The following is a 26,988-nucleotide window of genomic DNA, read 5'->3' as shown; positions in this document are numbered from 1 at the left end:
AAAAAAGAGCAGATTTTACCCTGCAAGCGCTAATTTTCTTAGATTGTGAGCAATAGCAACCAGGCCGATTTCTATTTCGACTTTATTTTGTCCTCTAAGCATAAATCTTTTAAATCCTTTGTTATGTTTGATCTGAGCAAAAACAGGTTCTACATCGTGGCATCTTTGTTTTCTAAGCTTTACTCCACGTTTGGTATTAAGAAGCTTATGAGCCTTATGCCGGAGCTTTGAAAGTTTTGGATTAGAAGGTGAAGAAGTTATGGTTTTAGTTTTCTGGTCTTTATCAAAGTAATTATACTTGATATAGGCTTTGACTTTTCTCTTTTGAAGAAAAATATAATTCTCTTCTGATCCATATCCTGCATCAGTCACTATCTCCTTGGGAGTTTTACGATAAAGATGTTCAAAATTATCAATATGAGGGAGCAGTGTTTTAGTGTCCCCAGGATTAGGATGCAGCGTATAGTTAAGGATAAACTGATTCTCGGTACTGAGCTGAAGATTGTAAGCGGCTTTAAGCTGTCCGTTACCCATATGATCCTCTTTCATACGCATGAAAGAAGCATCAGAATCTGTTTTTGAATAGCTGTTCCTGCCCCGGAGAATTTCCTGCTGTTTCTCATATTTTTCAAGGTTATCCGGCCAGTTTTTTTTTGCATAATTAATCTTCTGACGGACTTTAGGACAGATTTTCTTCTTTCTCAAAGTAGAGTCTATCGTTTCTATAGCAGATTTTATTTTTTCTTTATCCATAGACTTAAAGGTTACCTCAGAAGTATCTTTCATTTCTTCCCCAGCTATTTCCTGAGTGTAATTCCACAAATCTTCAAGCTGGGACTCTATACGTTCTTTATTCTTTTTGATCGCCTTTCCCCATACAAATGTATAACGATTGGCATTGGCTTCTATTTTGGTACCATCGGTAAAAATAGTCTGAAGGCTTACCAGCCCTTCTTTCTCTAAATACACTACAATTTGTGCGAAGATCTCTTTGAGTTCTCCTTTTAATCTTTCACTTCTAAAACGGTTCAAAGTATTATGATCAGGACGATTCATGGCACTGAGCCACATAAAATGAACATTTTCTTTGAGAGCCTGTTCCAGCTTTCTGCTAGAATAAATATTACACAAATAGCCATACACCAATACTTTCAAAAGCATTTTCGGGTGATACACCGATGTGCCCCCTGGTTTATAATTACGGATTAAATTACTGATATCCAGACCGTCTATAACTTCTGAAACAATTCGTACAGGATGATTAGCTTCTATTAACTCCGATAAATTCGGAGGAAATAGAAAATTTTGCTTGGGATTGTAATCTTTAAAGACTACCTTTGAATTACTTAACACACAGCAAATTAATCAATTTGCAAATATTAGGAAAGCAAAAGCTTTCCTTTTTTTATGCTTGCAAAAAAAGACTGCCTCACTTTTGAGACAGCCTCTTTCTATTTTATTATGCAACAGGCTTCTACTCCCCTGCCGGTTCAAACAATTCAATTTTATTTCCTTCAGGATCCATAATATGAACAAATTTTCCATATTCATACGTTGCAATTTCATCCAGAATTGTAATACCATCCTTCTTTAATTCCTCTACCAAGGCTTCAATATCCGCCACATGATAATTAATCATAAAATCCTTTTCTGAAGGTTCAAAATATTGGGTAGACTCTTTAAACGGACTCCATAGTGTATATCCTTTTTTATCAGATTCTGCTTCTCTCCAGTCGAATTTTGCTCCGTATGGGCTGGTTTCCACGCCAAGATGGGTTTTATACCAGTCGTTTACCTGTTCCGGGTCTTTACATTTAAAGAAAATACCTCCAATTGCGGTTACTTTTTTCATGCCTGTTGTTTTACTAAGTTTTATATTCAATCATTTTGAAACTTCACAAATATATTAATGTTTTCATTATATTACTCTACTTTATTTGAAGGATTAATAAGTTTACAACGTTGGAAAACGCAAAGGCGCAAAATAAGGTAAAAGCGTATGTTTTAAGGCGCAAGGATTTTATCTCCGATGAAATTGTATGCTGCTAAAGCATCCGTAGTAAAAAGAAAAACACTCCTTTGCTGAGAATTTTTAATTCTCCTGCGCCTTCGCATTTTCCAACAAAAACACTTCGTTGTTAATAACAAAAAAAGCGCACCCATTGGGTACGCTTTGTATGATTGAAAGCTGAATAATTAGTGTAATTCAGCCAAGTATTTTTCTGCATCCATTGCAGCCATACATCCGCTTCCTGCAGCTGTAATAGCCTGTCTGTAGATATGATCCTGAACATCTCCTGCCGCAAAAACTCCCGGAAGATTTGTTCTTGAAGAACCTTTTTCAGTTACAATATATCCGTTTTCATCAAGATCTACCTGACCTACGAAGATATCTGTATTCGGTTTGTGACCAATAGCGATAAAGATCCCTTCAACATCTACAGTAGATTTTTCCTGAGTCTGGTTATTGATAATTACCGCTCTTTCTACTAAGCTGTTTTCACCTTCAATTCCGATAAGCTCATGGTGAAATTTCACTTCAATATTGGGAGTGCTTTCTACTCTGTGTATCATTGCTTTTGAAGCTCTGAAAACGTCTTTTCTAACTAATAATGTTACTTTTCTGCAAAGTTTGGCAAGATAAGTAGCTTCTTCAGCTGCTGTATCTCCAGCTCCTACTACCACTACATCTTTTCCTCTGTAGAAAAATCCGTCGCAAGTAGCACAAGCAGAAACTCCGCCTCCTGCATATTTCTTCTCGTCTTCAAGACCTAAATATTTTGCTGTTGCTCCTGTAGAAATAATTACAGTTTTAGCAAAAATCTCTTTATTTCCAGCGTATAATTTGTGAACACCGCCAACTTCTTTTGAGAATTCAGCTTTAGTGATCATTTCGTAGTGTACTTTGGTTTCAAATCTTTCTGCCTGCTTTTGCAGATCCATCATCATTTCAGGGCCTGTAATCCCTGCTGGATATCCTGGAAAGTTATCAACCTCAGTAGTTGTAGTTAATTGTCCGCCCGGCTCCAAACCTGTATACAATTCAGGTTTTAAGTCTGCTCTTGCTGCATAGATAGCAGCTGTGAAACCAGAAGGCCCAGATCCAACGATCACACAATCTAAAATGTTTTGCTCCATAATTTACTTGTTCGAAAAAAGATGTAATTAAATTAAGACTGCTAATTTCGTAATTTTTGCCGGCTTTTTAAAGTTATTTTAATGATAGTTGTCAATAAGAGATATGCCGATTGTCAATGAAGGTACGGAGTACGAGATTCAGGATGCGTATTCAGGTGTAGAACTGGTAATTTATATTTAATCTATTTGTCTTAAATCCAGCACTTACTTTACCCTTCCACTCTAAAACGCTCCCAATCTCAAACATAAAATCAAACCTTCATTTTAATCTTATCCACATTAATAATCTTGTACACCAGTTCCTTAATAAGCTCTGCTTCTCCCATATTCACGGCTCCAAGACCTTTCCCTTTCATATCAAATTCTCTCAGAATAGAAATGACTCTTGTAGCATGCTTTAAAGGATACAGTCTTGCACTTTCTGCATAGTCTTTCACAAAATAAGGATTCACGCCCATTTGAGATGCTATGGTTTGTGGTGGCTGCCCTGCCATTGTCTGATAAATAATCACATTGGAGAAATAGTTGTAAAGACTTGCCAACATCATTACAAAAGGGTTATTCTTGGGATTCTTACCCATGAAATGGGCAATTTTAAAGGCTGTATTGGCATTTTTTGTTCCCAGTGCCTTCTGAAGTTCGAAAATATTGTACTCTTTGCTGATTCCGATATGGTTTTCAACAATGGTTCCGTCCAATACCTCTCCTTCTTTAAGGATGATTTTCAGTTTATTCAGTTCATTGGCAATTCTTGAAAGATCATTTCCCAAATATTCCGCTAAAAGATGGGAAATATTGGGAGCTGTTTTAATTTTCAGCTTTATACATTCATCAGAAATCCATTTCGGAAGGTTGCTTTCCTTTACAGATTCGCTAAGGAAAAGCGCATTGGCCTTGTCTAAAGCTTTAGCCGCTTTTTTTCTGCTGTCCAGCTTCTTATGTTTATGGGCAAAAACCAACACTGTAGAAGGAACAGGATTTTCAACATAAGCATCAAGAATTCTGTTTTCTTCCTCATTGAACTTCAGATCCTGAGCTTCTTTTACAATAATTACCTGTTTATCTCCCATCATGGGAAACTGTCTTGCCAGGGAAAGAACTTCCTGATAAGAAGTATCTTTTCCGTATGTAACGGTTTGGTTAAAGGCTTTTTCGTCCTCTTCCAAAAAATTATGTTCAAGGGCTTTTACGGCAACATCAATAAAGTAGGCTTCTTCTCCGTGGAAAAAATAAATAGGTAAAACTTCTTTATTTTTAATATTTTTGAGGATTAAATCTAATTCTTTCATCTTATTAATGGAACTTCCAAAACTGAATTTTCAGGAAACTTTTGATTTTAAATTCAAGAAAGACAAAGATAAGTTTTTTATTTATGATTTGGTTCGTAAAACTTATCTTCTGCTCACTCCTGAGGAATGGGTAAGGCAACACTGGATACATTACTATCTTACCGTAAAATCCTACTCTACATCGGCTTTAATCACCGAAAAAAAAATTATCCTCAATGGTTTAACCAAAAGAATTGACCTTTTAGTAACCGAAAAAACAGAACCTGTAATTCTGATTGAATGTAAGGCCCCACAAATCAAATTAACGGAAAAAACATTTGAACAAACGGCTCGATACAATTCTATTATCGGAGCTAAAGAAATTGTTTTAACAAATGGTTTACAGCACATTCATGCTTATTATGAAAATGAGCAGTATATGTTTTATAAACCTGAATAAAGTTGGAGCAAAAAATAAACAACAACGATCAATATGAAAATTAAAAATATAATATTCGATTTCGGAGGAGTTTTGATGGATTGGAATCCAAGATATTTCTTTAAAGATTATTTCAAGGACGATGAAAAAATGGAATATTTTCTGGAAAATATTGCTCAGGATGAATGGAATATTGAACAGGACCGAGGAAGAAGTCTTTCGGAAGGAACTGAAATTCAGGTGAAAAAATTTCCGGAATGGGAAAAGGAGATCAGGGCTTATTATGATAACTGGACTGTGATGCTGAAAAGTGATATTCCCCAGAATGTTGATATTTTAAGACGATTGAAAAATACAGATTATCAGTTATTCGGGTTAACGAACTGGTCTGCTGAAACATTCCCTTATGCATTGGAAAATTATGATTTATTCCAGCTTTTTGATGGAAAAATTGTGGTTTCAGGAACGGAAAAACTGATTAAACCTGACCCTAAAATCTGGCATGTTTTATTGGAAAGATATAACATTCATGCAGAAGAATCTGTTTTCATAGATGATAACCAGAAGAATATTGAAATGGCACAATCCCTGGGATTCAACACCATTCATATTCAGCCGGATACAGATCTAAAGCAGGAACTGGCTCATCTGGGTGTTGAGATCTGATTTTCTACATCATAAATAATAAAAATCCTCAATTAAGTTATTTTCATTAATTTGGTTGAGGATTTTTTATGAATATGAGAAAAATTTTACTTCTATTTTTATTTGCTGTTACAAGCTTTCATGCCCAAAGTATTGAAAACCCTGAAGCATTCAAAAAATGCCGCAAAGAATTCAACAAAAAGATTTGTCTTTCGGATGAAGATAAAGACAGCATTTTATTTTATCTCGACAGATGCCCTAAAGAAGAGGGCCCGGTAGAAAATAACGGCTGCCCATGGCCTGACTCCGATAAAGATGAAGTGATTGACAAAGATGACAAATGCCCTTACATAGCTGGCCCTCAGGAAAATCAGGGATGCCCTTGGCTGGACACTGATGGGGATGGTGTTTTGGATAAAGACGATGCCTGCCCAACAGTAAGAGGTGTTCAGGACAATAACGGATGCCCTCCTATAGTGATGAAAGGTTGCAGGTAAAAAATAAATTCGTTAATCTTGATAGCCATTTAAACAAACATGAGTAAAATTATTTTTTTTCTGGTATTTGCCGGAACTTATGTTCAGGCTCAGAATATAGAAGATAAGTTAGCTTTCAAAAAGTGCCGCAAGGAGTTCAATAAAAAGATATGTCTTTCGGATGAAGATAATGACAGCCTTTTATTTTATCTTGATAAATGCCCTAATGAAATAGGACCTGTAGAAAACCATGGCTGTCCATGGCCAGATACAGATAAAGATGGTACTTTAGATAAGGATGATGCATGTCCCACAATATTCGGAGTACCGGAAAACAATGGCTGCCCTCCTTCTACCAAACAAGATGATTGTGAAAAGTTTTATAAACAGCAACAAATAAAATATGAGCAGTTCCAGGCAGAACACCAAGATATTGGAAAAATATATAGTCTTCTCAATAAAAGAATTCTGAAAGATGCTCTTAATCTTCGTAAAAAAGATATGCTGAATAATAATTTTGGAATAAGTTTCGGATATATCCAGTTCTCTCTTGTACCTGATGGCGGCTGTGATGATCCCAACCCTACAAAGATCAAGAATTATTTGATTTCAAAATTTTGGAATAAAGATATCTTTGAATATGCCTCAAAAAAATACAACAAGGAAATTCTTATAAGAAGAATGTACTTTGATAAATATTTTAATCCTGAATTAGAAAAATTAATGGGCAAGGACACCTTTCAATACCTTCTTCAATATTCTAATAAAAATAATAACAGTATCATCATTCCATCCAAAACCTCCAAAAAACCTGAAAACTACATTCCTATCTATATACAATTCATAACCCCTTATAAAATTGAAATTGTAAATTCTGCCAGCCCTAAAATCTACGAATATAAAAATGGTCAATGGGAATCCAATAAAAAATAATCAGGCAGTTTATTGTATTCAGAATAATTTTTAACTCATATGAAGAAAATCGTTTTTTTGCTGGTATTTATAGCAACTTATACCTATGCTCAAAATACTGAAGATAAGGAATTATTAAAAAAGTGCCGTAAAGAATTTAATAAAAAGATCTGTCTTGCAGATGAAGATCAAGACAGCATCCCTTTTTACCTTGATAAATGTCCCTCCGAAGCTGGTGTGAAAGAAAATCTGGGCTGCCCGTGGCCTGACAAGGACAAGGATGGAGTACTTGATAAGGATGATCAATGCCCTGAAATAGCTGGCCCTGTAGAAAATAAAGGCTGCCCATGGGAAGATACAGATGGTGACGGAATCCTTGACAAAGATGATAACTGCCCTACTGTTCCTGGCCCTGCCTACTCCAATGGATGCCGTGCAATTTCCTGTACCTTTGGTAATGAACCTAATATCCGGATGGAAAAATTCGAAATGGATGTTCAAAATATTGAAAAAATATATGACCTTGTCAATAAGAAAGTATTGGATAATATTGTACAGGCACGTCCTAAAAAAGATTTTATAGGTCGAAAAACTTATTTTCGTATAGAATATATAGACTACAGATCTTATATTGACCGTAAAACACCTGATGATGGAACTTCCCCGGGATACAATCTTCTGATCACCAAATTCTGGAATCAAAATATCCTTGAATATATCCGGAAAAAATATGGCAAAGACATCTATCTTTCAACCTCAATCAGTCCCAACTATCTCAACGCGTATCATAAAATCATAGGTGATAGAACATTCAATTACATGATGAAACACTATGATTCAAGATACCATCAAATAAAAATAGCAGGAAAACAGCCAACTACACTTGAAAATCCTATACATATTATGGTCAACTTCATTACTCCTTACAAGATTAAAGTAATGGATTTCCAAAGTGTGACTGTATATGAATATAAAAACAATCAATGGGAATTTCATAAAGAGTAAAAGATGATAACAAATTATTTTTCACTAACTTAGATTCTCTATTAATATGAATAAAATTATTTTTCTTTTGGTATTTTCTGCCATTTATTGTCAGGCTCAGCATATTGAAGATAAGCAGGTATTCAAAAAGTGCCGTAAAGAGTTCAATAAAAAGATCTGTCTTTCGGATGAAGATAATGACAGTCTCTTATTTTATCTTGATAAATGTCCAAATGAAATAGGACCTATTGAAAATCATGGCTGCCCATGGCCAGATACGGATAAAGACGGTGTAGTAGATAAAGATGATGCATGCCCACAAATAGCCGGCCCTCCAGAAAACAAAGGATGTGAATGGCCAGATACAGATGGTGATGGCATTTTAGATAAAGATGATAACTGTCCTACTGTTCCCGGAATTCCCAATCTGAATGGCTGCCCAAGATGTAATCTATAACACCTTATAAAATATGATACGTTCAATCTTATTAACCACATGTATTATGGCCTCAGGAAACCTTTTTGGCCAAAGCCTTAAAACGGTTTCTTATCAAGACGGTTCACAAAAGCTAAACGGATTAGTAACTTCCAATGCAGGAAAAAAACTTCCGGGAGTATTGATACTTCCTGCCTGGAAGGGCATTGATGAAGAAGCCAAAACAGCCGCCCTTGAACTTGAAAAACAAGGGTATATTGCTTTCATCGCAGATATTTATGGAGAAGGTAAAATCCCTGCCAACAGCGAAGAAGCAGCCAAAAGTTCAGGATATTACAAAAAGAATTATTCGGAATATCAAAAAAGAATTTCACTGGCATTAGAACAGCTGAAAAAAAATGGAGCCATTACTGATAAAACAGCCGTTATCGGATATTGTTTCGGAGGAACAGGTGCACTGGAATCTGCCAGAGGAAATTTACCTGTTGCCGGAGTAGTTTCTATTCATGGAAGCCTGGGAAGAGATCAAAGCAGAAAAAATGAAAAATTAAATGCTAAAATACTGGTTGAAAATCCAGCAGATGATAAAGGGGTAACGCCTGATGATTACAGCAACCTCATCAAAGAAATGAATGACGGAAATGCAGACTGGCAGATTATTACTTATGCTCATTCCAAACATACTTTCACAGATCCTAAATCTCCGGATTATAATGAAACAATGGCTAAAAGAGCCTGGAATCATACCTTACTGTTTCTGAAGGAAATCCTGAAGTAAATACAATATAGCAAAGTACCAATGCTTTGGTGTGAGTCATTCATTGGTACATTATTATTTTTACATCTTTATTTTATTGTGGCTTGGCTTCTAATTCAACATTATATTTCTTAGTAGAATATTTTGTAAGAGAGCCTGTTGCAGCATCAATTCCTACACCTATTGCTCCTCCAAAAAGGATATTGAGAAGGGTTACTGCATTAAATGACTTATCCAGTTTTACTTTCTGTGCATCGAATCCTTCTTTTTCGATTGTAACGAACTGCTTACTTAAAGATCTAGAAATAGATGCTGTACAAGGGGTCACACATTTTTCTTCTCCGTTATGAATTACTTTGGCTCCTTCAGGAGTGGAATTGAAAGTTATTTTATCACGCGTTCCTGTAAAAATGGTTGCACAAGAAGTTGTGGAAAGCGCGATCCCTAACAATAACACAATGGGTAGATTGTTTTTCATATATTTTATTAAAAAGTTAAATAGGCCGACTTTTTTCGGCGCGCGAACTTACAAAATAATTAATGACAACCGGCATCAACAGGCGATAACATCTTCATTAAAATGATAACTTACTGATAGCTAAAATATTTTTTTAAAGCGGTTTTAATTAAAATATTCTAATCAGGTTTTAAAACAAAAAAGCCATCTCAGTTTTGAGACAGCTTTTCTATTTTTTGTATTGTATTACAGTGAGAGCACCATGTAAAAGAATTCCCCCTTACATTCGGGACAGATCTTTGTCACCATAAATACTTTTAATCTACTCCTTCCACTTCCCTGTTCACCAGCTCCATTGAAAATGCAGGCAGGCAGATTGCAAGATACTCGCAAGGTTCTGAAAAAGGATTGCTGTAACGAATTCTCGCTCCTTTTTCAATAAGGATACTGCTCCCTTTTTCCAACACTACAATTTCTCCGTCAATTTCAAACTGTTTTTTCCCTGAAATGATGTAAGTAAATTCATCAAATTCAGGAGTCTGATGAGGCTCACTCCAATCCGGAGGAGCTACCATATGGGCAATGGAAACATTAGAATTTCCTGTAGAGTTTCCCCAATGTTCTTCAATCAGTTTTCCGTCTGTAGTAGGAACTACAAAGGGAGACTGCTGTATTTTATACTTTTTCATACCCAATCTTCTTTTTTGATTTCGTATACAAAATTGGTTCTTGTAGGTTCTGCAAAATAAGCAACTTCTTCTTCCGCAATTTTGATCCCACCAAGCTTTTCCAATGCTTTCTGTGAACGGAAATTCTCTTTTCCGATGTGAAAATGAACTTTAGCTACATATTGGAAGATATACTCCAACATCAGTTTCTTAACCTTGGGATTGATTCCTTTCCCCCAAGATTTTGTTCCATAAAAAGTATAGCCGATGAAAATATGACTGTCATTTTCATCAAAATTATAATAACGGCTGCTTCCCAGTACGTCTCCGGTTGCTTTCTCAATAATTTTAAAGGCCCCTTTGCTTTCCATAGCTCCCAAAAAGAAATTTTCAAAGACTTCTCTTTGATAACGGTCTTTATTAGGATGCTGTTCCCATACTTTAGGATCTGATGCTACTTCATATAAAGATTCAAAATCCCCTTGCTGTAAGGGGATTAATTGAAATTCTTCATTCTCTAAAACAGGCTGAATAGAAAAATTCATGCTTAGCCTTTTTTGTTAGAATCTGATTCTATTCTCTGGATTTCTTTCAACTTATCAGAAATCTTGATTACTGTATCTAATTTTGCCGGTTTCAACGGAATTTCAGCCTGATTCATATCCCATTTAATCACAAGATTTCCTGAGTTTTCATCTGTTGGGTTCAGGGTAATTTCAAACCATTCCTGTTTGTCTGCCAGTTTATTTACCGGCACTGTAACATCTACTACATCCTGTTTTGGGTCGTAAGTATATGCTCCCCACTGTTGGAAATCTTTGTTCAGAATTACTTTCCATTCTTTTTCAGTAGGAACAATGAATAATCCGTAAGTACCTGCCGGAACATTTTTCCCACCAAAATTAACGGTCTGTCCAAATGTAATTTTTGTAGATGAGTTAGCTCCTGCTCTCCAAATCTGGCCATAAGGAACCAGTTCTCCAAAAATCTTACGCCCTTTTACTCCTGGTCTTCCGTAGTCGACAGAAATTTTAGACATAGAAAACTGCTGTTCTACTTTCTGACGCGGACTTGCCGCTGGCACAGAATAATCCTGTGCGAAAGTGAACACTGAAACTGAAATACAAACTGCTGCTAATAACTTTTTCACGTGTAAATTTTTGTTTAAAATTACGAAAATCAAAATAAAATAGCTTTCTCTAACTCCAATAATTTTTGTTTTCTCCAGATTCCGCCACCATAGCCTGTTAGCTGCCCATTGCTTCCAATAACTCTATGACAGGGAATCAGAATGGATATTTTATTTAATCCGTTGGCATTGGCTACGGCCCGAATTGATTTAGGATTTCCAAGAATATCAGCCTGCTCCCGATAACTTTTGGTTCCACCGTAAGGAATTTGCCGTAGAATTTCCCAAACTTCTTTTTGAAAAGCAGTTCCTACCAGAGAAAGAGGAACTGTAAATTCAGTTCTTTTTCCTTCAAAATATTCAGAGAGTTCCTTTTCCAGCTTTGTAAAATGAGGATTTTCTCCCTGCACAATATTAGCATTAAAGGATTTTGAAATATTCTTCAGCTCTGTAGGAAGTGCTTTTCTGTCAGCAAACTCCAGAAGACATATTCCATGCTCATCAGCACAGGCAACCATGGTTCCCAGCATGGTTTCAATTCTTTTCAGATCAATAATCTTTTCTGTCTTGTTCTTGCCTGGCGATACTCCGAAAATATTTTTAAAGCTTTCATTAAAGCCGCTCAAACTTTCATACCCTGAATCAAAAGCTACCTCTGTAACAAGTTCTCCTTGCTGAAGTTTTTTAAATGCTGTATTCAGTTTATACATTCTCTGAAAGGCATGAAATGTTACTCCATGATGTTTCAGAAACCATCTGCGTATGGTTGCCGGCTCCAGACCTCTTTTCACCAAATCATAATCTTTAAGTTTTAAAGTAGGATTATCAGAAATCTCTTTCAGCAATTCCTTGATATACAAAGGCGTCACATTCATAGTTTCCAGAGGTTTGCAAACTTTACATGGGCGATACCCTTTCAACATCGCCTCTTTTGTATTGGAAAAAAATTCTACGTTTTCAAATTTGGGTTTACGAGCAGTACAGGTTGGCCGACAGAATATTCCGGTTGTTTTAACTCCCATCCAGAAAATTCCTTCAAACGAAGAATCCTTACGAAAGGAAGCATCATACATAATTTGTTCTGTAAGTTCCATAATCAGATGAAAAGTGGGGCAAAGCTTTTGTTATTTGTAACTGTATCGCTGATTCTTTCGAGCTCGCGATAGATATGCCTGTTGAAAAAGGCTCCTGAAGTAATTCTTTTTACTCCTAATGTTTTTAAGATTTCAAAACCGGGGAGATCAGGTAAGCCCATCACATTAAGGGGAAGAGATGTAGCATTTACAACTATTTTAATATCCTCAACACGGGTCATTCCCGGAACAAATACTCCATCTACATTCAGTTTTTCAATCAGTTCAATTCTCTTTACTGTTTCTTCCAATGCATTTTCTATTCCTAATAAAAAAGGATCGGTTCTTACATTGATAAAGATTTTGCTCCTTCTCTCTTTCAGCATAGTCAGAATATGGCTTAGTTTTTCAAAAAAAACCTCTCTGCTTAACAGCTGTCTTTCTCCATCAACAATATGGGTATCTTCCAGATTTATTCCTACTACTCCTATTTCCAACAGTTTTATAATATTTGAAACAATTATCTCAGCAGTACTTCCGTACCCACCTTCCAAATCTACAGATAAAGGGATGGAAACGGATGCTTTTATTCTTTTGATGATATAAAAATACTCATCAAAGCTCATCTGCTCTCCGTCTTCGTATCCTAAACTCATGGCTACGGCTGAGCTGGAAGTTGCCAGAGCTTTATAACCAGCCTTTTCTAATATTCTTGCACTCTGTACGTTCCACACATTGCCTAATAATAAAGGCTGTTCTTCCTGATGTAAACTTTTGAAACCGATCATTATCTTTTTTTATTCAAAAGTAGGAAGAATGTTCAGGTAGCTGCAACCGAAAAATGAACAAGCATTTTTTGAGTAAGGAAGTTGGAGGCAGGAAGCTGGAAGTTATTGAAAGGAAATCAATAATTAAAGTCGATCTAAATGATATTTCTAATCCTTTGACCCGATTTCACAATAGGCACCATTCAATAAATGGCTTACAGTACCTTTTGCGTCCATCTTCAAACTTCAATCAACTTAAAATAAAATGGCTTTTTCCAGCTCCAAGAGCTTTTGTTTTCTCCAGATTCCACCTGCATAACCTACCAATTCCCCATTGGAGCCAATAACACGATGACATGGAATTAAAATAGCGATCTTATTGATTCCATTGGCTGTTCCTACAGCACGTATTGCCTTTGGATTCCCAAGAAATTCTGATTGCTGCTTGTAGGTTCTGATCTCTCCCATTGGTATTTCACGAAGCAACTGCCATACTTTTTCCTGAAATTCTGTACCTATGGTAAATAAAGGAACTTCAAACTTAGATCTGTTGCCCTCAAAATATTCTTTTAACTCCTGTTCCAGCTGTTGAAAATGGGGGTGTTCCTTTTCTACAATTTCAGCTTTCAGTTGCTTTGCTAAAACTTTGAGCTGCTTCTCAATATTCTTTCTGTCTGTAAATTCCAACAGGCAAATTCCCTGGTCTGTTGCACAGGCTATCATTTCTCCCAATGGAGTCTGTATTGTTTTTTGGTGTATGATTTCCATTAGTTTAAAATTACTATTTTTCCGGAATTCATACCCTCTCTTTTTTATATATTCTTTAAAACTCTTTCTGCCTGAGCCATATGCCTTGCATTATGATAGATTACAAACCTTAAAGTATCCCCCAGTTTTAAAGTTATTAATTTTGAGATACTAATAGCTGTTTTTGTTTTCTCCAGATTAATATGGCTTGCCTTTTCCAATAGATCCAGTAATTGCTGCTGCTGTTTTATAAATTCAGTCACAACCTCTTTATTCAACTCGCTATGAATCGGATTCATGATTTTAAGGGTCTTCATCTTGTTCAGCTTTTCTTTGGGAAGCATACTTTTAGCAAAATAATTCCCTAGAATTCCCGGCTTAAAATCAGATTTTGGGGTTGTTTTAGAAGAAGAAATTCTGCGTGAGATTTCGGGGATATAAAAATCTCCGTAACGGTTGAGATGTTCCAGACATTCCAAAGTGCTCCAGCTATCAGAAGTTATTCTGAAATTCAGTTCATTTTCCGGTTTCAGCAAAAGAGTTTCAGCATATTGCAAATGTTGTCCTGTTCTGCTTTTTAATTCGTCTAATAATGCTTCGGTTGAGATTTTCATTACTGTTTTTTGCAAATTTCCGAATTGCTTTATTCTTAAATCTTGATTGAGCTCAAGATTTTTTAAGCCTTGATAAGGTTTCCGGAGACATTCTTAGATAATTGGCTATATATTTATTAGGAACTTCCTGAAACAGCTTCGGACTTCGCTTTAAAACTCTTTCAAAACGCTCACCCGGAGCACTAATCAGTAAATCTTTTTCTCTTTCCAATTGTTGCAATACAAGGTCTTCCAGAACATTTATCCAAAATTTCATATGCTCTTCATCGGATTGAATAAATTTATAGAAATCTTTTTTTGAGGCTACTTTAACCGCTGTTTTCTTGATAGCTTGAATATAAAGTTCCGAGGGTTTCCCGGAAAGGAAAGAATCCAGAGAGACAATAATATTTCCGGTATATCCAAAACGGATAATCCTTTCTTCATTTTCATCTGTCATAAAGATCCTCACACTTCCTTTTTCAATAAAATAAATATGAGTATCGGTACTTCCTGAAGTCTTCAGAAATTCATTCCTTTTAAATTCTTTATGTTCCCAATGAATTCCGCTTTGAAGTACCTTTTCAATCATATCCTTTTATTATTTGGTGTTCCAAAGATAATGGGTAAATTTAAGGGTTTAAATACCAATCACGAATAATGCTCAAAAAAACAGGTTTTTTCCTTCTTTTTTCCGTCGGATTTTTCGGCATAAAAGCTCAGCAAACCATTCCTTTCAGGGTTACAAAATACAATACTATTATTGTACAAACTCTTGTCAACAAAAAGGATTCTTTGGATTTAATGTTTCAAATTGCGATGAAAGATGGGGCCATCTCTCCGGAACGGCAGCGGAAAGCAGATCACATTATTTTTAATAAAGAGGAAATAAGTGAACATAATAGAGTAGATATTGGCAGCATGAGCTGGAGAGATGTCACATTTACAGATAATCAGCTGGCTGGTTTGGAAGCTGACGGAAAAATTGGAACAGGACTTTTTGAGGGGAAGATCTTTAAAATTGATTATGACAGCAATCAGTTTGTGATTTATAATCAAAAACCTGATCTGAAAGGGTTTCAGCCTATTAAAACCACTTTTGAGAACGGAGGTTTTCATATTTCCGGGGATAATATTATAGATGGAGATAGGCAGCAGGCAACTTATTTTGTACTTCAATCCGGTTACTCAGGAGGCATATTGTATAGTAATGATTTTGCTGAAAAATATGATCTCAACAAAAAGCTAAAGATTATTGGAGAAAAAACGCTGAAAAATTCCAGTAATAAGCTTCTGGTTATTAAACAGGGAATTCTTCCATCTTTCAAACTTGGTGATTTTGTTTTCAGAGAGGCTCCTGTAGGATTTTTTGCAGGAGATCTTAAGAATCAAAATGTCAGCTATTTTGGCGCAGACATGATGCGAAGATTTATCTGGATTTTTGATGCTGACAGGAAAGTGGCATATATTAAACCCAGTAAATATTATTCTGAGCCTTACTATAAAATAAATTAAACTCAAAATATTCAAAACATTCTTAATAATGAAGATTAACACAGCCTTAGTGCTTTTATGTTCGCAACTGATGATTGTCAGTTGTAAAAAGGACGACAAAAAACCAATTCAGGATCAGCCAGCCATTGTAAAAGATTCTGTAAAAACGGCTACAACAGAAGAGGAAATAGATTTTAAGAATTTCAACATTTTCAATGTTTCCACCATGCAGCGGAAGGATCTTATGGATACTTTTATCTCCGTATCGGACATTTACAACGGTAAAAATACTATTCCGGCAGACTTTCTAAAGAAACAAAAGGAAGTTCCTTTTGAAAAGATGGCTTATATTGAGCTGGATCCTACGTATAGAAAAAAAATGCTGGATGGTATTCACATTACTGAAAATGATTCACTTTATCTTTACAACTACGAAAAGAATAAACTGCAAAAAATCCCTGTAAGTAAATTAAAAGCAGTGGCCTATCTTTCTCCTTATATGGGTGAAGGGGAGGAAATTGATCCTGAATCCTACATGGTTGGATTTCAAATCGGCACTCAGAAAGGCAATGATATTTTTGATAAATACATGAATGTAATTGCCTATTTTGGCAGTAAAAGTCCATTTGTAGAAAATAAAATGAAGATGATTAAATGGGAAAAGGCAGGAGCCGATATTCAGAAAAAATATTTTTCCGGTTCCACGCTTAAATATGGTGGCACTTATCAATATACCTATGAAAACCTGACCTATTATGTACAGGATCTTCTTGAAGAATATGGTCCTCAGGAACGCAAACTGGTAGTCATTAACGATCATCATGAAAAAGTCTTTGAGAAAACATTTACCATTGAGGATGGTGCGGAGTTTAATCCGCTTGAAAAAATGCCCAATGAAGAAACGAATTATTATGCTCAGTGGACCGGCAGACTTTTTAAAGGAAAGGCACCGGTAGTCTTTAATTTCATCTCCCCTTCTTTCGGATGTAGAGCCATTACATTTTTAGATAAAGAAAGTACAGAGCTTAGTATTAATTGTGATAACAGACATTAAAATTACTGAACAGAAAAATTCACGTACAGATATGGTCAATCAGCATTATCTGTGAGAGATTTTTTTAAGAAAATAACTTCAAAAGCAAATCTGTGAATATACAGGTTTGCTTTTTTTGCAGGGACAGTTTTCGGAATTAAAAAATAATGTAATTTTATCACAACACAAAAGCACAATTATGAAACAAAATATACTTCTTTTTATACTCTGCGTTTTCATCAACTTACTGATTGGTAACATTGTATTAATCGTTATTTTCCCAGATTTACCTTTCCTTTATAATATCCTTATTTCACTTTTTGTATTCATAATTTATGGAATTATATTTTATAAATTAAGCATAAATCCTAAAAGATATGAACCATGGAAATTGGCCGGAATTTCAGCAGTTCTAAGCCTCACTGCCTTATTAATCGCCTGTATTTTCACATCAATGGGTAACCGTTTACCAACAGACACTATAATAACTGCCGGGTTAAAAGGAGTAATTCCTATGTTTATTTTTGCGACAGTACTGGCTTCCCCATTCTGGATACCCTTAGCATTTTTTAATTTTGCCTGTCTTTATTTTATAAGACAGGAATAATCAATTTTAATATGCTAATAAACAAAGTATTACAACTTACTATTTAAATTATGAGCATGTATTATTTGTATTTAATATGTACACTTATTATATTTGCACTTACAAAATATAGTTATGTGGAAAAAATCATATTCAGTACTTACAAAAGAAGTTACAAGAGAGCAAATCTGGAAATTGACAACAGAGATTGATCGTTGGAAAGATTGGGATGAAACGGTTGAGTATTCAACCCTTTTAGGAGAGTTTAAGGAAGGAGAATCTTTTATTCTGAAACCAAAAGGAGGTCCAAAAGTAAAAATCAAACTTATTGAAATAATTCCTTTTCAAAAATTTACTGATTTAACATCATTTCCTTTAGCCAAAATGTATGGAGAACACATCTATGAAGAAACTGAAAATGGACTAAGGATTACAATCACCATGAGTGTTACAGGCTTATTATCAAGACTTTGGATAAAACTGGTCGCAAATGACATTGTAGAACATCTTCCGGAAGATATTGCCAATCAAATTAAAAATGCAAAAAAATTATGATACGATACTGGATGGCCTCTGTTTCTAAAGAACATACAGAACGTGGAGTTGAGGGCAACTTTATACAGGTTTGCCATGGGAAGAAGGCTCCGTTGCAGCGAATGAAAAAGGGAGACTATATTATCGTATATTCTTCCAAAATAAAAATGAACAGTTCTGAAAAACTACAGAATTTTACAGCAATAGGAAAAGTAATGGATGAGGAAGTCTATTCTTTTCAAATGACAGAAACATTTAATCCGTTCAGAAGAGATATAGAATTTTATGACTGTAAAGAATGTTCCATCATTCCGCTGATTGGTCAGCTTGATTTCATTGAGAATAAAAAATTCTGGGGGTATCCGTTCCGTTACGGGCATTTTGAAATTTCTGAAAAAGATTTTAATTTAATTGCCTCTAAAATGATCTAAATGAATAAGGATAATACGTTCAGCGTAAAGAAAGCTGAGGACAGTTCCGGTTTTTTACTGTGGCAGGTAACCAATCTTTGGCAGCGGGAAATTAAGAAAGCATTATTGCCGTTTGATCTCACTCATTCACAATTTGTTATATTAGCCAGCACTCATTGGCTGTCTCTTCAAAAAACTGAAGTTACTCAGATCATTCTTTCACATCATACCAAAATAGATCCAATGACCACTTCTCAGGTATTGAGAGCTTTACAAAAGAAGGATTTTATCTGCAGAAAAGAACATATGACGGACACAAGGGCTAAAACTATTGAAATAACCGAAGCCGGAAAGAAAACGATTAAAAAAGCAGTTATTGCTGTTGAAAATTTTGATCGCGAGTTCTTTTCGAAGCTTGAAACTTCACAACAGGAGTTCAACAGGAATTTGCAAAGCCTTTTAAAGAACCAATAAATCACAATAAACATGGGGTAGATTGAATCTGTATCAATCTACCCCAATTACATCCTATTTATAGCACATTTCAATTATTTAACCTTAGGATAAAGTTTGTTTTTCAGGTTTATAAAATAAGTTTCGGATTCTTTGAAGTCATTACTTTTCATGAATTTAAGAACTACATTCAGGTAAGATTCTGAAGGGGTAAACGCTGAACCCATCTTTTCTGATAACTTTTTATATTCCGTCTCTAGTAAGTCCGGATTTTTAGCAAGCTGCTTAATATCTGTTCTGAAACCTTTGAATATGAATTTTAAAGCTTCATAATTTCCGGGATAAGAAACCGTTCCATGTGTTTCGCCTTCAAAAAAACTGTGTTTATAATTCAAAGTTCCGTTATTCTCTATAATTCCTTTAAATTTCTCAATAGCCTGTGTCATATCTGAATTCCAGTTTTTCTGCTGTTCTTCGTTATCAGCCTGAGAAACGTATAAAGATTTGTTGGCCGGAAATTTTTTATTCTTTTCCAAATAGGCTTGTGTTCTTGAAAGGGTTACTTCATTATCCCACCATAAACTTGGATCATTAGCCACATAAGCATTGAAATACTCAGGATGGGTAAGAAAAGCATTGATGGCAAATAATCCTCCGAATGAATGCCCTACTAAAACGGAATATTCTTGTGTTCTATAGTTTTTGCTAATAAATGGCTTTAGCTCTTCCTGCATGAATTTCACAAAGTTCTCACTTCCACCACTGTCTGCAAAAAGAGTGACGGCAGGATTTAGCGGACTTTTCTTTTGAGATTTTGTTGGGGTAAGATCTCTTGTACGTTCTGTATTCTTAATCCCCACCACAATACATTCCGGAATGTCTGCATACGGAGTTCTTGCAATAAAATCCGTAAGTCCTGTATAATATTCAAAATTAATTTCACCATCTAAAAGATAGATAACCGGATATTTTGCAGGATTGATGGTTGTATCATTATACGTTTTAGGCAGATGAACCCAGATTTCTCTGTTTTCATTTAAAACCTTCGAAAATAAGGTCTGTTTTTCTCCTATTGTAAGCTGTTCCTGAGCTTTCCCAAATGTGAAGAATGAAAATACAGATAAAAATAAAATTTTAACCCAATTGTTCATGATGTGACTCTTTTCTATGTTGATGAATATTTTTAATTTCTTTTCCTTTTTTACCTGATTTGTTCCTTCTTCCCCACCAGATCAGAAATCCAGTTACCGGAAGACTGGTACAGATAATTCCGATAACGAATGTGAAGATCTTCCCGAACATTCCGCCCCAATATCCTACATGAAGATCAAAGTTCATGTGCTCAATCACTTCATGCATAAGAACTTCTTTTGGATAATTAATTTCGTCCCCGGTATACTTATTGACTTCTTTACTTTTTCCGTCAATAATACTTTTCAATCCTATAAATTGAGCGGCTACCACATTGTAAACTGTTGCAGAATCTCTACGCGGCACACTCATTCTGACTTGCTGCGCCTGAGGAATCTCTTTAAAGCTACGGTCTATAAAATCTGTAAAAGGGAGTGCTTTTTTATCAGGATTATACACAGGATCATACTTTTCAGCAATTTTATGGGCATCAGCAACTCCTCCAAAAGTCACCTGAGTAAGATCCGTCAAAACCTTATAAGCCATGATTAATCCTGTAATGGTAATAAATACAGCTGGCAACAGTGAATAAAAACCAAAAACATTATGGAAATCGTAATTTTTTCTACGCCATTTTGTTCCTGATTTGATTTTAAATGCTGTGGTTCTTGTTGTTTTATTCCATTTTTTTGGCCACCAAAGAATTAAACCACCGATTAGTTGAATGAAAAATATAATGGAAGCAACTCCCACCACTGTTTTTCCGAATTTTCCGGCCAATAACTGAGCATGAATGTGGGCTACCACATAGAAAAATTCATAGCTTTTTGTAGATCCCATTACTTTTCCGGTGTAAGGATCAAGATAATGGTAGGCGAAAACACCTCTTGGGCCACGTCCCTTACCTTTGGGTTTTTCTGCTTTTTCAGCATTTTTATCTTTTGGTGGTTTGGTGGCTGAAGCAACACGGAAAGTTCTGTCTGCTTCCCTGTAAGTATCAAAATAGAACGCTTTTCTGTCCGGAACCTGTTCATGAAATTTAACCAGCAATTCTTCCGGAGTCATTTTTTTTGTATGGGCTGGAGCCTGAACATATTTGGCACTTCCGGCACAAAGGTCAACAATCTCGTCACAAAACACGAAAACCGTTCCGGAAAGCGTAATAGTAAGTACAATAATCCCGGAAACAAGTCCGAGCCAGAGATGGAGCCATCCTGTAATTCTTTTGGTCAGGGATTTTCCCTGTTTTTTCTTGGGGTTAGTTTTTTTATTTTCCATATCTGAAAGGGTTGCCTTTCGGTCATTGTTGTTAGAAAACGTAAGGGCGCAAGGCTCTGTAACATGTTCGTGCTATAAGGGTGCAAAGATTTTATCTTCGATAAATTGTAGGCTGTACTATTATCTCACGATTTAACAGATTACACAGATGTTTGAAAACAAATGGTATAATCTATTGAAATTTGTGAAAACCGAAATACTGACAAGTTATTTCCTACTGAAAATCTTTGACTTTTTTTGCACTCTTGCACTTTTCCAATCAACTTTAAAGTTGAGACAACGTTTTTTATTTTTAAAAGGTATTAGAATTTAAATGCGAAGTTGGCCAGGAATTCTCTTGGTTTTTGTGGCTGTCCATAGAAGTTCCAATAGGTTTGGTTTAATGCATTATTCATTTTCACACCAATTCTGTATTTTTTCTTGTCGTAGAACACGGTAGCGCCTACAGTTGTATAAGCTGGTGCAAGGAAATGATTGGTAATATTGATATACGTTTTATCTACGAAGTTGAATCCTGCTCCGAAACCAAGACCTTCATATGTTCCATCCATAATCTTATAACTTGTCCATAAATTGGCAACATGTTTAGGGGCCCATGCTACTCTTTTTCCGGCATCTTTACTTCTGTCATCATAGCGGTTATCATTAAACCCATATCCACCCACGATATTCCAACCTTTCGCAGGGTTAATGACAAGGTCCATTTCAAATCCCTGATTTTTAATATTACCATCCTGTCTGCTTCCAAGTCCTCCCGGATCAGCAATGACTCTATTCTTAACTCTCATGTTATAATAGGAAATCGTTGATAATAATTTTTTACCAAACAGATCTAATTTAAACCCAGCTTCAAACTGGTTTCCCTGTTCCGGGTCCCATTTAGTAAGAACACCGTCCTGATTAGGTCCCGGAGCAATATTTTTAAACCCGTTTACATAGTTGGCAAAGAATGAAATTTCATCTTTCTTAATTTCATATACCAAACCAAATTTGGGAGAGAATTGTGTCTGACTATATTCAGTATCTCCGGCAACTCCATTTCTGGTAATATCTTGGTTTTTATAATGATCCATTCTTAAACTTGCCATTACCAGAAAATTATCTGTTACATTCAGAACGTTAGAAACATAAGCACTATATGTGCTGTATCTGGAAATTTCATATTTTGTTGAGGTTCTTGGTAGTTTTTTCACCACATCACGGGAAATAGGCGTCCAACCGGAAGTACCATCCAATATAATAATATCATTTCCCTCTTCTTTACCATAGTTATCTCCAATTACTCCATTCAAAGGATAAGGAGCAAAGGCTGAGTTTTTATTTTTACCCACTGTAAATTCCGGATATTGGTTTTTGCTGGTTTGCTGGAAATAATCCAATCCTACTACCAGACGGTTTCTTAAACCTCCAATTTTAAAGTCACCCATAAAGTTCTGTTGAATATTGTCTGTTGTGATTTTATAATTGTCAAAAGGACGAATGCTTCTGCTCACTCTATGGTCATCCATATAGTTTAAAACCAAGAAGATGGACTCTTTCTCGTTGGCTTCTCCTCTTTGATATGATGTTCTGGAAGTCCATTGATCATTGAATTTATGGGAGACTTCAGCCATCGTCACAAAATTGGTTCTTTTCGATCCCACATCATTACTGGTAAATGATCTGCCATGAATGGCAGCAAGATCTTTCATCGAATGGTAAGTCAATTTCTCAGACTGTCTTACATATGCATTCAATGTTTTTTCCGGTGCATGGAATTCTGTGTCTAAGGTTACGGTAGTCTTATCGTTTACTTTATATAAAATACTTCCGGAGAAAAATACTCCTTTATTGTATCCTGCATCCTGAAAAGAATCCTGAGAATACGCTGCTACATTGAATCTTGCCAAGGCTGTTTTTTCTTTATTTAAAGGGGTGTTCACATCGGCTGTAATTCTGTTCATTCCCCAACTTCCGGTAGTATAGTTGATGATTCCGCCGAAATTTTCCTGTGGCTTTTTGGTCACAATATTCACTACCCCGCCATAATTTGCTAAGGTTCCACCGAATAATGTTCCTGATGGTCCTTTGATAACTTCTACTCTTTCAACATTTGCAATTTCCGACTGTACTCTTGGGTTTTGAATCAATCCGTTTCTGAAACTGGCATTGGAACTGAACCCTCTCAGGAAAATATCATTGCCACTGTCATTAACACTATTGCTTACTACCACTCCCGGCGCTGATGCCATTGCCGTATTGAAATCTATAGCATTCATTTCACTGATAATTTCTTTAGGAACAAGATTGTAAACCGTTGGATTTTCAAGGTTTTCCAGCGGAAGCCTTGCTACTGATTCTGATTTTTTGGTTCTGTAATTATGGGTTCCCTGAAGGGATACTGACTGGATCTCAGCTACTTTAAGGGTATCACTTTCCTGTGCCCTTAACATGGTGACTGCTAATAATGATGCAGAAATAATAGTTTTTTTCATTTTTATAATTAAGCTTAGTAGCGCTAAATTACTTTATTTTTATTAATTCTAAATAAAAACATGATGGAAATCATAAAATTTTGCTGACAAAAAAGCCCATAAATAAAGGGTTTATGAAAATTCACAAACCCTTTATTTCAATACTGCATGAAATTTCAGTACTCTATTTTATATCAATGTATTTACATTTTATCTTATTAATTTCTATTATTTACACAACAACCATCATAGACATATAGTAATTGGCACAGTGTAATGAGGTAAGCAATAGGATTTCTTTATTGGAGTACGTCTCAAAATCATCGGAAGTAGTGATCCGGTATTCATAATTCAGAAGGTTCCATTTAAACTGAGGTTTCATTACTAAGAGCTCTGTTCCCTCTTTATCCGTAAGTACAAATGAATCTTTGAAAACGCCTCTATGTTTACATACAAAACTTTCTTTTACTCCATCAAAATAGGTTTGCACTATGATTTCACCATTCCAGTTCATTCTAAACTTTAAAAGAACCTTTTCATTATCTTTCAATTCAATAGTTGTTCCCCAGAACCCCTTGGGCTCAACCTGAAAGCTTTGATGGTTGGCCAGCTCAATCACAGCATTAAAATTAAACCAACTTTTATAGGTAATTTTCCCTGTTAGTTTATTATCATTGACGAGTTCAAAGGATAAAGAATTGCTGGATTTTGCGTAATATTCTGCCATGGTTGTTGTATAGTTTGGTGAAATTAAATCAGTTTTATAATAATTCTGGAATAATTTATTTATGATCCCCTAATTTACAACCTCTTACATAAATCAGCAAAAAAAATTAACTAGTTTAGTTTTTATATCAATTCTTTCCAAACCAGTACTCCCATTTTTCATTATCAATTCCAAATTTTCCCTGCCACACCGTGCAGGATACCCAACATCATCATTTCTGATGGGTTTATGTTTTCTTACCCAATAAGTTGCATATTGATCAGTATATCCAAAGTGTTCATCCTCAAGATAAGCAATAATCAAAATACTATTGATTATTTTGTCTTCAGATATATTCCTTCAATGGTGGCATTCAATCCGAATTGACCGCTGCATACTCCCTGAGTATACTGAACTACGGCAAATCCTTTGTAGAACTTCACTTTAAATTCACAATCATCTGTATCAGACAATTTATAAGTAAAATGGGTTGTTTTAAGGTCTATAGTATCATCATCTATTTGTGCAAGATTTCTTGCCGGCTCTCCGGTAACTGATGTAAGCCCAAAAACAGCTTTTGAACCTGGCAGTCTCTTAATTTCCAAATCCCCCTGATATCCTGCTTCACTATACTGGTAATGATAGCGTCCGAACAGATCTCCTAAATTTGTTTCTATTTCTTTTGAAACGAGAGCTGTATCTTTCTTTACAAGATTAAGCACAAGTTCCTTTCTGGTCTTTGGTGAAAACCAACTTCCTTTGAAAACACCATCCGTTGGATTTCCAGTAATAACACCCGTTATATTTCCCGATTTTTCAAATTCTAAAATTCTGTAGCTATTATCATCACCAATTGTTCCTAAAAGTGCTATTGGCAATTTATTTTTAGTATTCAGGTAGGTAATTTCACCAACAATGACATCTCCATCAATCTGATAATGGATAAATACAGGCGTTTTTCCATTCAAAAACCCTTTCCAGGATATTTCTTTTCCAACATTATTTTTTACTGATGCTAAAGTAACTGATCTTTCTGGGGTTATAGAATTGGAATTATCAACTTTTTCGTCAGGTTTATTACAGGAAATAATCGCCAATAATGGAATGTAAACTAAATATTGGTATTTCATGGTGATGTATGTCTTTTTATGCTAAGATAAGGCCTAGGGAGCAATTTAGATTATTTTTATATAATTATTTTATCTCAATAATAGATTTGAAGGCTTACAATCGATATCGTAAATTGTTGCTGACAATAGATATCAAACAAGTGAAATTAATCTTTTTCAATCATAATTTCCAACATTCTTCTGAATAGATTTTATATGATTGTTTTCGAATATAATTAAATAGTGCTCTCCGGTTGTCATTGAGTATTCAGCAAAAGGATTTCCCAAAATTTCAGCCCTGAGAGAATCATTTCTGATTTCAGAAAAATAAATATAATGTAATGGTCCATGAAAATCTTTTAATTCTTCAAGCTTTAAAATTTTATAATTCTTGTCTTTTCTCCAATTCGATTGAGTATATTTTTTAGAAATTTTCTTAATCATTATGTTTGAAAATGAATTCTCATTCTTGAAATTCTCACTTCCATATATTGAGTAATTTTGAATTTTAAAAATCCTGGGAATTATCTTTACTCCTGAAGCGTTAGAATTATAATCTTTTAAAAGTGGCTTTCCCTGATTAAGTTTATTAGTGATAGAACTATAAGCTATTTCATATTTATTAAATTCAAAATCTATTTTAAAATTATCCTTGGCTACACAAGAATAAATAACAAAAAATACTAAAAACAAACTATTGCATTTCATATCAAAATTGTAATTATTTTCCATAATTATTTAAATCTAACAATTACCCTTGTTCTTTGCCCCTCTTCCATTCCGAAAATAAAACTGTAGATATGCATTGACGCATTATCCCATCTTATAATTTTTTGCCACCAATAATCAACCGTTTTACTCTTTTCTAAACCTTTCATTGCTAATTCTTCAGAAATATTTTTCTTATTAAGCTGATAAAGGCTGTCTATAAATAGTTCTTTCTTTTTATCCTGATCCCAACTGTATTCAATTAGCCTTATAATACTATCATTCTTTGTAAAAAAATAAGAAATTTCTGTATCTAAGTTAGCTGTATCTCTATGATAAATTATAGGTTGTGCAAATTCATATTTATCAATTTCTGGAAAATATTCTTCTGATAATCCAATATTAATATTCCCAATATATTTAATTCCACCATGTGTTTTTTCAATATATTGAATATCTGAAATGTTAGGTTGTTTATATTCAAAGACTGTACTTTGAATTTGTACATTTTCTAGACTTACTTTTTGTTTACAATTGAAAAAGGATAGTAATATAAAAATTTGAAGGACTATTTTCATACTGGATTCAAACCTAACAGGTTTTT

The 26,988-nt window shown here is 35.0% G+C and carries 31 protein-coding genes and 2 pseudogenes; 13 read left to right on the top strand and 20 right to left on the bottom strand.

Annotated elements, in window-relative coordinates; all coding sequences use genetic code 11:
* Nucleotides 1-15: 15 nt before the first annotated feature.
* From CHSO_RS09930 to holA, 4 genes are all read right to left on the bottom strand, one after another.
* Nucleotides 16-1,353, bottom strand: coding sequence for an IS1182 family transposase (locus tag CHSO_RS09930; RefSeq protein ID WP_045494754.1), 1,338 nt, complete (start codon nucleotides 1,351-1,353; stop codon nucleotides 16-18).
* 121 nt (nucleotides 1,354-1,474) lie between these two features.
* Nucleotides 1,475-1,852 (bottom strand): VOC family protein, encoded by a 378-nt coding sequence (locus CHSO_RS09925; RefSeq protein ID WP_045495474.1) that lies wholly within the window; start codon nucleotides 1,850-1,852, stop codon nucleotides 1,475-1,477.
* A 344-nt stretch (nucleotides 1,853-2,196) separates the two neighbouring features.
* A complete protein-coding gene (trxB, locus tag CHSO_RS09920) occupies nucleotides 2,197-3,138 on the bottom strand; it encodes a thioredoxin-disulfide reductase (protein ID WP_045495472.1) in 942 nt (313 codons plus the stop codon).
* A gap of 251 nt (nucleotides 3,139-3,389) precedes the next feature.
* Nucleotides 3,390-4,427: a DNA polymerase III subunit delta gene (gene holA / locus CHSO_RS09915; protein ID WP_045495470.1), complete on the bottom strand. Its 1,038-nt coding sequence runs from the start codon at nucleotides 4,425-4,427 to the stop codon at nucleotides 3,390-3,392.
* A 7-nt stretch (nucleotides 4,428-4,434) separates the two neighbouring features.
* On the opposite strand from holA, the gene CHSO_RS09910 reads away from it, so the two are divergent.
* The 7 genes and pseudogenes from CHSO_RS09910 to CHSO_RS09880 all read left to right on the top strand — a co-directional run bounded on the left by CHSO_RS09910 (nucleotide 4,435) and on the right by CHSO_RS09880 (nucleotide 9,076).
* Nucleotides 4,435-4,866, top strand: coding sequence for a type I restriction enzyme HsdR N-terminal domain-containing protein (locus CHSO_RS09910; protein ID WP_045495468.1), 432 nt, complete (start codon nucleotides 4,435-4,437; stop codon nucleotides 4,864-4,866).
* Between the two features lie 33 nt (nucleotides 4,867-4,899).
* Nucleotides 4,900-5,511, top strand: coding sequence for an HAD family hydrolase (locus tag CHSO_RS09905; RefSeq protein WP_045495466.1), 612 nt, complete (start codon nucleotides 4,900-4,902; stop codon nucleotides 5,509-5,511).
* Between the two features lie 194 nt (nucleotides 5,512-5,705).
* Nucleotides 5,706-5,960: pseudogene (locus tag CHSO_RS26225) on the top strand (thrombospondin type 3 repeat-containing protein); the annotation flags it as partial.
* A 66-nt stretch (nucleotides 5,961-6,026) separates the two neighbouring features.
* Complete coding sequence (locus tag CHSO_RS09895) at nucleotides 6,027-6,899, top strand: hypothetical protein (RefSeq protein ID WP_045495462.1); 873 nt, start codon at nucleotides 6,027-6,029, stop codon at nucleotides 6,897-6,899.
* A 159-nt stretch (nucleotides 6,900-7,058) separates the two neighbouring features.
* Nucleotides 7,059-7,310 (top strand): annotated as a pseudogene (locus CHSO_RS26220) (thrombospondin type 3 repeat-containing protein); the annotation flags it as partial.
* Nucleotides 7,311-7,929: 619 nt separating this feature from the next.
* Nucleotides 7,930-8,319, top strand: coding sequence for a thrombospondin type 3 repeat-containing protein (locus CHSO_RS26600; RefSeq protein WP_045495458.1), 390 nt, complete (start codon nucleotides 7,930-7,932; stop codon nucleotides 8,317-8,319).
* 13 nt (nucleotides 8,320-8,332) lie between these two features.
* Entirely contained in the window at nucleotides 8,333-9,076 is a 744-nt protein-coding gene (locus tag CHSO_RS09880; protein WP_045495456.1) for a dienelactone hydrolase family protein, read from the top strand.
* A 73-nt stretch (nucleotides 9,077-9,149) separates the two neighbouring features.
* Here the strand turns inward: CHSO_RS09880 and CHSO_RS09875 are convergent, their stop codons facing one another.
* The 9 genes from CHSO_RS09875 to CHSO_RS09835 form a co-directional block, all read right to left on the bottom strand.
* Entirely contained in the window at nucleotides 9,150-9,533 is a 384-nt protein-coding gene (locus CHSO_RS09875) for a PEGA domain-containing protein (protein WP_045495454.1), read from the bottom strand.
* A 296-nt stretch (nucleotides 9,534-9,829) separates the two neighbouring features.
* Entirely contained in the window at nucleotides 9,830-10,201 is a 372-nt protein-coding gene (locus CHSO_RS09870; RefSeq protein WP_045495452.1) for a cupin domain-containing protein, read from the bottom strand.
* Nucleotides 10,198-10,725: a GNAT family N-acetyltransferase gene (locus tag CHSO_RS09865; RefSeq protein ID WP_045495451.1), complete on the bottom strand. Its 528-nt coding sequence runs from the start codon at nucleotides 10,723-10,725 to the stop codon at nucleotides 10,198-10,200. Before CHSO_RS09865 ends, CHSO_RS09870 begins: the two co-directional genes overlap by 4 nt.
* 2 nt (nucleotides 10,726-10,727) lie before the next feature.
* The gene (locus CHSO_RS09860) at nucleotides 10,728-11,330 is read right to left on the bottom strand and encodes a DUF2911 domain-containing protein (protein ID WP_045502229.1); all 603 of its coding nucleotides are present in this window, start codon (nucleotides 11,328-11,330) and stop codon (nucleotides 10,728-10,730) included.
* Nucleotides 11,331-11,359: 29 nt separating this feature from the next.
* Nucleotides 11,360-12,403, bottom strand: a complete 1,044-nt coding sequence (locus CHSO_RS26505) for a bifunctional transcriptional activator/DNA repair enzyme AdaA (protein ID WP_045495449.1) — start codon at nucleotides 12,401-12,403, stop codon at nucleotides 11,360-11,362.
* 2 nt (nucleotides 12,404-12,405) lie between these two features.
* On the bottom strand, nucleotides 12,406-13,170 hold the full coding sequence (locus tag CHSO_RS09850) for an isocitrate lyase/phosphoenolpyruvate mutase family protein (protein WP_045495447.1): 765 nt from the start codon (nucleotides 13,168-13,170) through the stop codon (nucleotides 12,406-12,408).
* A gap of 234 nt (nucleotides 13,171-13,404) precedes the next feature.
* The gene (locus CHSO_RS09845; RefSeq protein WP_045495446.1) at nucleotides 13,405-13,917 is read right to left on the bottom strand and encodes a methylated-DNA--[protein]-cysteine S-methyltransferase; all 513 of its coding nucleotides are present in this window, start codon (nucleotides 13,915-13,917) and stop codon (nucleotides 13,405-13,407) included.
* A gap of 44 nt (nucleotides 13,918-13,961) precedes the next feature.
* Entirely contained in the window at nucleotides 13,962-14,510 is a 549-nt protein-coding gene (locus tag CHSO_RS09840; protein WP_045495445.1) for a DinB family protein, read from the bottom strand.
* A gap of 52 nt (nucleotides 14,511-14,562) precedes the next feature.
* Complete coding sequence (locus CHSO_RS09835; protein ID WP_045495443.1) at nucleotides 14,563-15,081, bottom strand: Crp/Fnr family transcriptional regulator; 519 nt, start codon at nucleotides 15,079-15,081, stop codon at nucleotides 14,563-14,565.
* Between the two features lie 68 nt (nucleotides 15,082-15,149).
* Here CHSO_RS09835 and CHSO_RS09830 point away from each other — a divergent pair, with 68 nt between their 5' ends.
* From CHSO_RS09830 to CHSO_RS09805, 6 genes are all read left to right on the top strand, one after another.
* The gene (locus CHSO_RS09830) at nucleotides 15,150-16,004 is read left to right on the top strand and encodes a hypothetical protein (protein ID WP_045495441.1); all 855 of its coding nucleotides are present in this window, start codon (nucleotides 15,150-15,152) and stop codon (nucleotides 16,002-16,004) included.
* Nucleotides 16,005-16,032: 28 nt separating this feature from the next.
* The gene (locus CHSO_RS09825) at nucleotides 16,033-17,037 is read left to right on the top strand and encodes a hypothetical protein (RefSeq protein ID WP_144428889.1); all 1,005 of its coding nucleotides are present in this window, start codon (nucleotides 16,033-16,035) and stop codon (nucleotides 17,035-17,037) included.
* 178 nt (nucleotides 17,038-17,215) lie between these two features.
* Nucleotides 17,216-17,623, top strand: a complete 408-nt coding sequence (locus tag CHSO_RS09820) for a hypothetical protein (RefSeq protein ID WP_144428888.1) — start codon at nucleotides 17,216-17,218, stop codon at nucleotides 17,621-17,623.
* Nucleotides 17,624-17,737: 114 nt separating this feature from the next.
* Complete coding sequence (locus CHSO_RS09815; RefSeq protein ID WP_045495428.1) at nucleotides 17,738-18,157, top strand: polyketide cyclase; 420 nt, start codon at nucleotides 17,738-17,740, stop codon at nucleotides 18,155-18,157.
* Nucleotides 18,154-18,567 (top strand): EVE domain-containing protein, encoded by a 414-nt coding sequence (locus CHSO_RS09810; RefSeq protein ID WP_045495426.1) that lies wholly within the window; start codon nucleotides 18,154-18,156, stop codon nucleotides 18,565-18,567. Before CHSO_RS09815 ends, CHSO_RS09810 begins: the two co-directional genes overlap by 4 nt.
* Nucleotides 18,568-19,020, top strand: a complete 453-nt coding sequence (locus CHSO_RS09805; protein ID WP_045495424.1) for a MarR family winged helix-turn-helix transcriptional regulator — start codon at nucleotides 18,568-18,570, stop codon at nucleotides 19,018-19,020.
* 74 nt (nucleotides 19,021-19,094) lie between these two features.
* Here the strand turns inward: CHSO_RS09805 and CHSO_RS09800 are convergent, their stop codons facing one another.
* From CHSO_RS09800 to CHSO_RS09765, 7 genes are all read right to left on the bottom strand, one after another.
* Nucleotides 19,095-20,150 (bottom strand): alpha/beta hydrolase, encoded by a 1,056-nt coding sequence (locus CHSO_RS09800; protein ID WP_052480547.1) that lies wholly within the window; start codon nucleotides 20,148-20,150, stop codon nucleotides 19,095-19,097.
* Nucleotides 20,134-21,408 carry a PepSY-associated TM helix domain-containing protein gene (locus CHSO_RS09795; RefSeq protein ID WP_045495423.1) on the bottom strand — a complete coding sequence of 425 codons (1,275 nt, stop codon included), beginning with the start codon at nucleotides 21,406-21,408 and terminating at the stop codon, nucleotides 20,134-20,136. Before CHSO_RS09795 ends, CHSO_RS09800 begins: the two co-directional genes overlap by 17 nt.
* A 302-nt stretch (nucleotides 21,409-21,710) precedes the next feature.
* Nucleotides 21,711-23,882, bottom strand: coding sequence for a TonB-dependent siderophore receptor (locus CHSO_RS09790; protein WP_045495421.1), 2,172 nt, complete (start codon nucleotides 23,880-23,882; stop codon nucleotides 21,711-21,713).
* 211 nt (nucleotides 23,883-24,093) lie between these two features.
* Nucleotides 24,094-24,588: a hypothetical protein gene (locus CHSO_RS09785; protein ID WP_045495419.1), complete on the bottom strand. Its 495-nt coding sequence runs from the start codon at nucleotides 24,586-24,588 to the stop codon at nucleotides 24,094-24,096.
* A 314-nt stretch (nucleotides 24,589-24,902) separates the two neighbouring features.
* Nucleotides 24,903-25,697, bottom strand: coding sequence for a hypothetical protein (locus tag CHSO_RS09775; protein ID WP_045495417.1), 795 nt, complete (start codon nucleotides 25,695-25,697; stop codon nucleotides 24,903-24,905).
* 156 nt (nucleotides 25,698-25,853) lie between these two features.
* Nucleotides 25,854-26,408 (bottom strand): hypothetical protein, encoded by a 555-nt coding sequence (locus CHSO_RS09770; RefSeq protein WP_045495415.1) that lies wholly within the window; start codon nucleotides 26,406-26,408, stop codon nucleotides 25,854-25,856.
* Nucleotides 26,409-26,410: 2 nt separating this feature from the next.
* Nucleotides 26,411-26,962 (bottom strand): hypothetical protein, encoded by a 552-nt coding sequence (locus CHSO_RS09765; RefSeq protein WP_144428887.1) that lies wholly within the window; start codon nucleotides 26,960-26,962, stop codon nucleotides 26,411-26,413.
* Nucleotides 26,963-26,988: the final 26 nt, after the last annotated feature.

It is taken from the genome of Chryseobacterium sp. StRB126 (assembly GCF_000829375.1).
Classification (GTDB): Bacteria; Bacteroidota; Bacteroidia; order Flavobacteriales; family Weeksellaceae; genus Chryseobacterium.
The sequence above is the reverse complement of the archived record's forward strand: the minus strand, read 5'-3'. Positions and strand labels throughout refer to the sequence as shown.

Excerpts from the sequence above, each read along its gene's own strand:
- CHSO_RS09925 (WP_045495474.1), bottom strand. The coding sequence starts at position 1,852 with ATGAAAAAAGTAACCGCAATTGGAGGTATTTTCTTTAAATGTAAAGAC.
- trxB (WP_045495472.1), bottom strand. The coding sequence starts at position 3,138 with ATGGAGCAAAACATTTTAGATTGTGTGATCGTTGGATCTGGGCCTTCT.
- holA (WP_045495470.1), bottom strand. The coding sequence starts at position 4,427 with ATGAAAGAATTAGATTTAATCCTCAAAAATATTAAAAATAAAGAAGTT.
- CHSO_RS09910 (WP_045495468.1), top strand. The coding sequence starts at position 4,435 with ATGGAACTTCCAAAACTGAATTTTCAGGAAACTTTTGATTTTAAATTC.
- CHSO_RS09905 (WP_045495466.1), top strand. The coding sequence starts at position 4,900 with ATGAAAATTAAAAATATAATATTCGATTTCGGAGGAGTTTTGATGGAT.
- CHSO_RS09895 (WP_045495462.1), top strand. The coding sequence starts at position 6,027 with ATGAGTAAAATTATTTTTTTTCTGGTATTTGCCGGAACTTATGTTCAG.
- CHSO_RS26600 (WP_045495458.1), top strand. The coding sequence starts at position 7,930 with ATGAATAAAATTATTTTTCTTTTGGTATTTTCTGCCATTTATTGTCAG.
- CHSO_RS09880 (WP_045495456.1), top strand. The coding sequence starts at position 8,333 with ATGATACGTTCAATCTTATTAACCACATGTATTATGGCCTCAGGAAAC.
- CHSO_RS09875 (WP_045495454.1), bottom strand. The coding sequence starts at position 9,533 with ATGAAAAACAATCTACCCATTGTGTTATTGTTAGGGATCGCGCTTTCC.
- CHSO_RS09870 (WP_045495452.1), bottom strand. The coding sequence starts at position 10,201 with ATGAAAAAGTATAAAATACAGCAGTCTCCCTTTGTAGTTCCTACTACA.
- CHSO_RS09865 (WP_045495451.1), bottom strand. The coding sequence starts at position 10,725 with ATGAATTTTTCTATTCAGCCTGTTTTAGAGAATGAAGAATTTCAATTA.
- CHSO_RS26505 (WP_045495449.1), bottom strand. The coding sequence starts at position 12,403 with ATGGAACTTACAGAACAAATTATGTATGATGCTTCCTTTCGTAAGGAT.
- CHSO_RS09850 (WP_045495447.1), bottom strand. The coding sequence starts at position 13,170 with ATGATCGGTTTCAAAAGTTTACATCAGGAAGAACAGCCTTTATTATTA.
- CHSO_RS09845 (WP_045495446.1), bottom strand. The coding sequence starts at position 13,917 with ATGGAAATCATACACCAAAAAACAATACAGACTCCATTGGGAGAAATG.
- CHSO_RS09840 (WP_045495445.1), bottom strand. The coding sequence starts at position 14,510 with ATGAAAATCTCAACCGAAGCATTATTAGACGAATTAAAAAGCAGAACA.
- CHSO_RS09835 (WP_045495443.1), bottom strand. The coding sequence starts at position 15,081 with ATGATTGAAAAGGTACTTCAAAGCGGAATTCATTGGGAACATAAAGAA.
- CHSO_RS09830 (WP_045495441.1), top strand. The coding sequence starts at position 15,150 with ATGCTCAAAAAAACAGGTTTTTTCCTTCTTTTTTCCGTCGGATTTTTC.
- CHSO_RS09825 (WP_144428889.1), top strand. The coding sequence starts at position 16,033 with ATGAAGATTAACACAGCCTTAGTGCTTTTATGTTCGCAACTGATGATT.
- CHSO_RS09820 (WP_144428888.1), top strand. The coding sequence starts at position 17,216 with ATGAAACAAAATATACTTCTTTTTATACTCTGCGTTTTCATCAACTTA.
- CHSO_RS09815 (WP_045495428.1), top strand. The coding sequence starts at position 17,738 with ATGTGGAAAAAATCATATTCAGTACTTACAAAAGAAGTTACAAGAGAG.
- CHSO_RS09810 (WP_045495426.1), top strand. The coding sequence starts at position 18,154 with ATGATACGATACTGGATGGCCTCTGTTTCTAAAGAACATACAGAACGT.
- CHSO_RS09805 (WP_045495424.1), top strand. The coding sequence starts at position 18,568 with ATGAATAAGGATAATACGTTCAGCGTAAAGAAAGCTGAGGACAGTTCC.
- CHSO_RS09800 (WP_052480547.1), bottom strand. The coding sequence starts at position 20,150 with ATGAACAATTGGGTTAAAATTTTATTTTTATCTGTATTTTCATTCTTC.
- CHSO_RS09795 (WP_045495423.1), bottom strand. The coding sequence starts at position 21,408 with ATGGAAAATAAAAAAACTAACCCCAAGAAAAAACAGGGAAAATCCCTG.
- CHSO_RS09790 (WP_045495421.1), bottom strand. The coding sequence starts at position 23,882 with ATGAAAAAAACTATTATTTCTGCATCATTATTAGCAGTCACCATGTTA.
- CHSO_RS09785 (WP_045495419.1), bottom strand. The coding sequence starts at position 24,588 with ATGGCAGAATATTACGCAAAATCCAGCAATTCTTTATCCTTTGAACTC.
- CHSO_RS09775 (WP_045495417.1), bottom strand. The coding sequence starts at position 25,697 with ATGAAATACCAATATTTAGTTTACATTCCATTATTGGCGATTATTTCC.
- CHSO_RS09770 (WP_045495415.1), bottom strand. The coding sequence starts at position 26,408 with ATGGAAAATAATTACAATTTTGATATGAAATGCAATAGTTTGTTTTTA.
- CHSO_RS09765 (WP_144428887.1), bottom strand. The coding sequence starts at position 26,962 with ATGAAAATAGTCCTTCAAATTTTTATATTACTATCCTTTTTCAATTGT.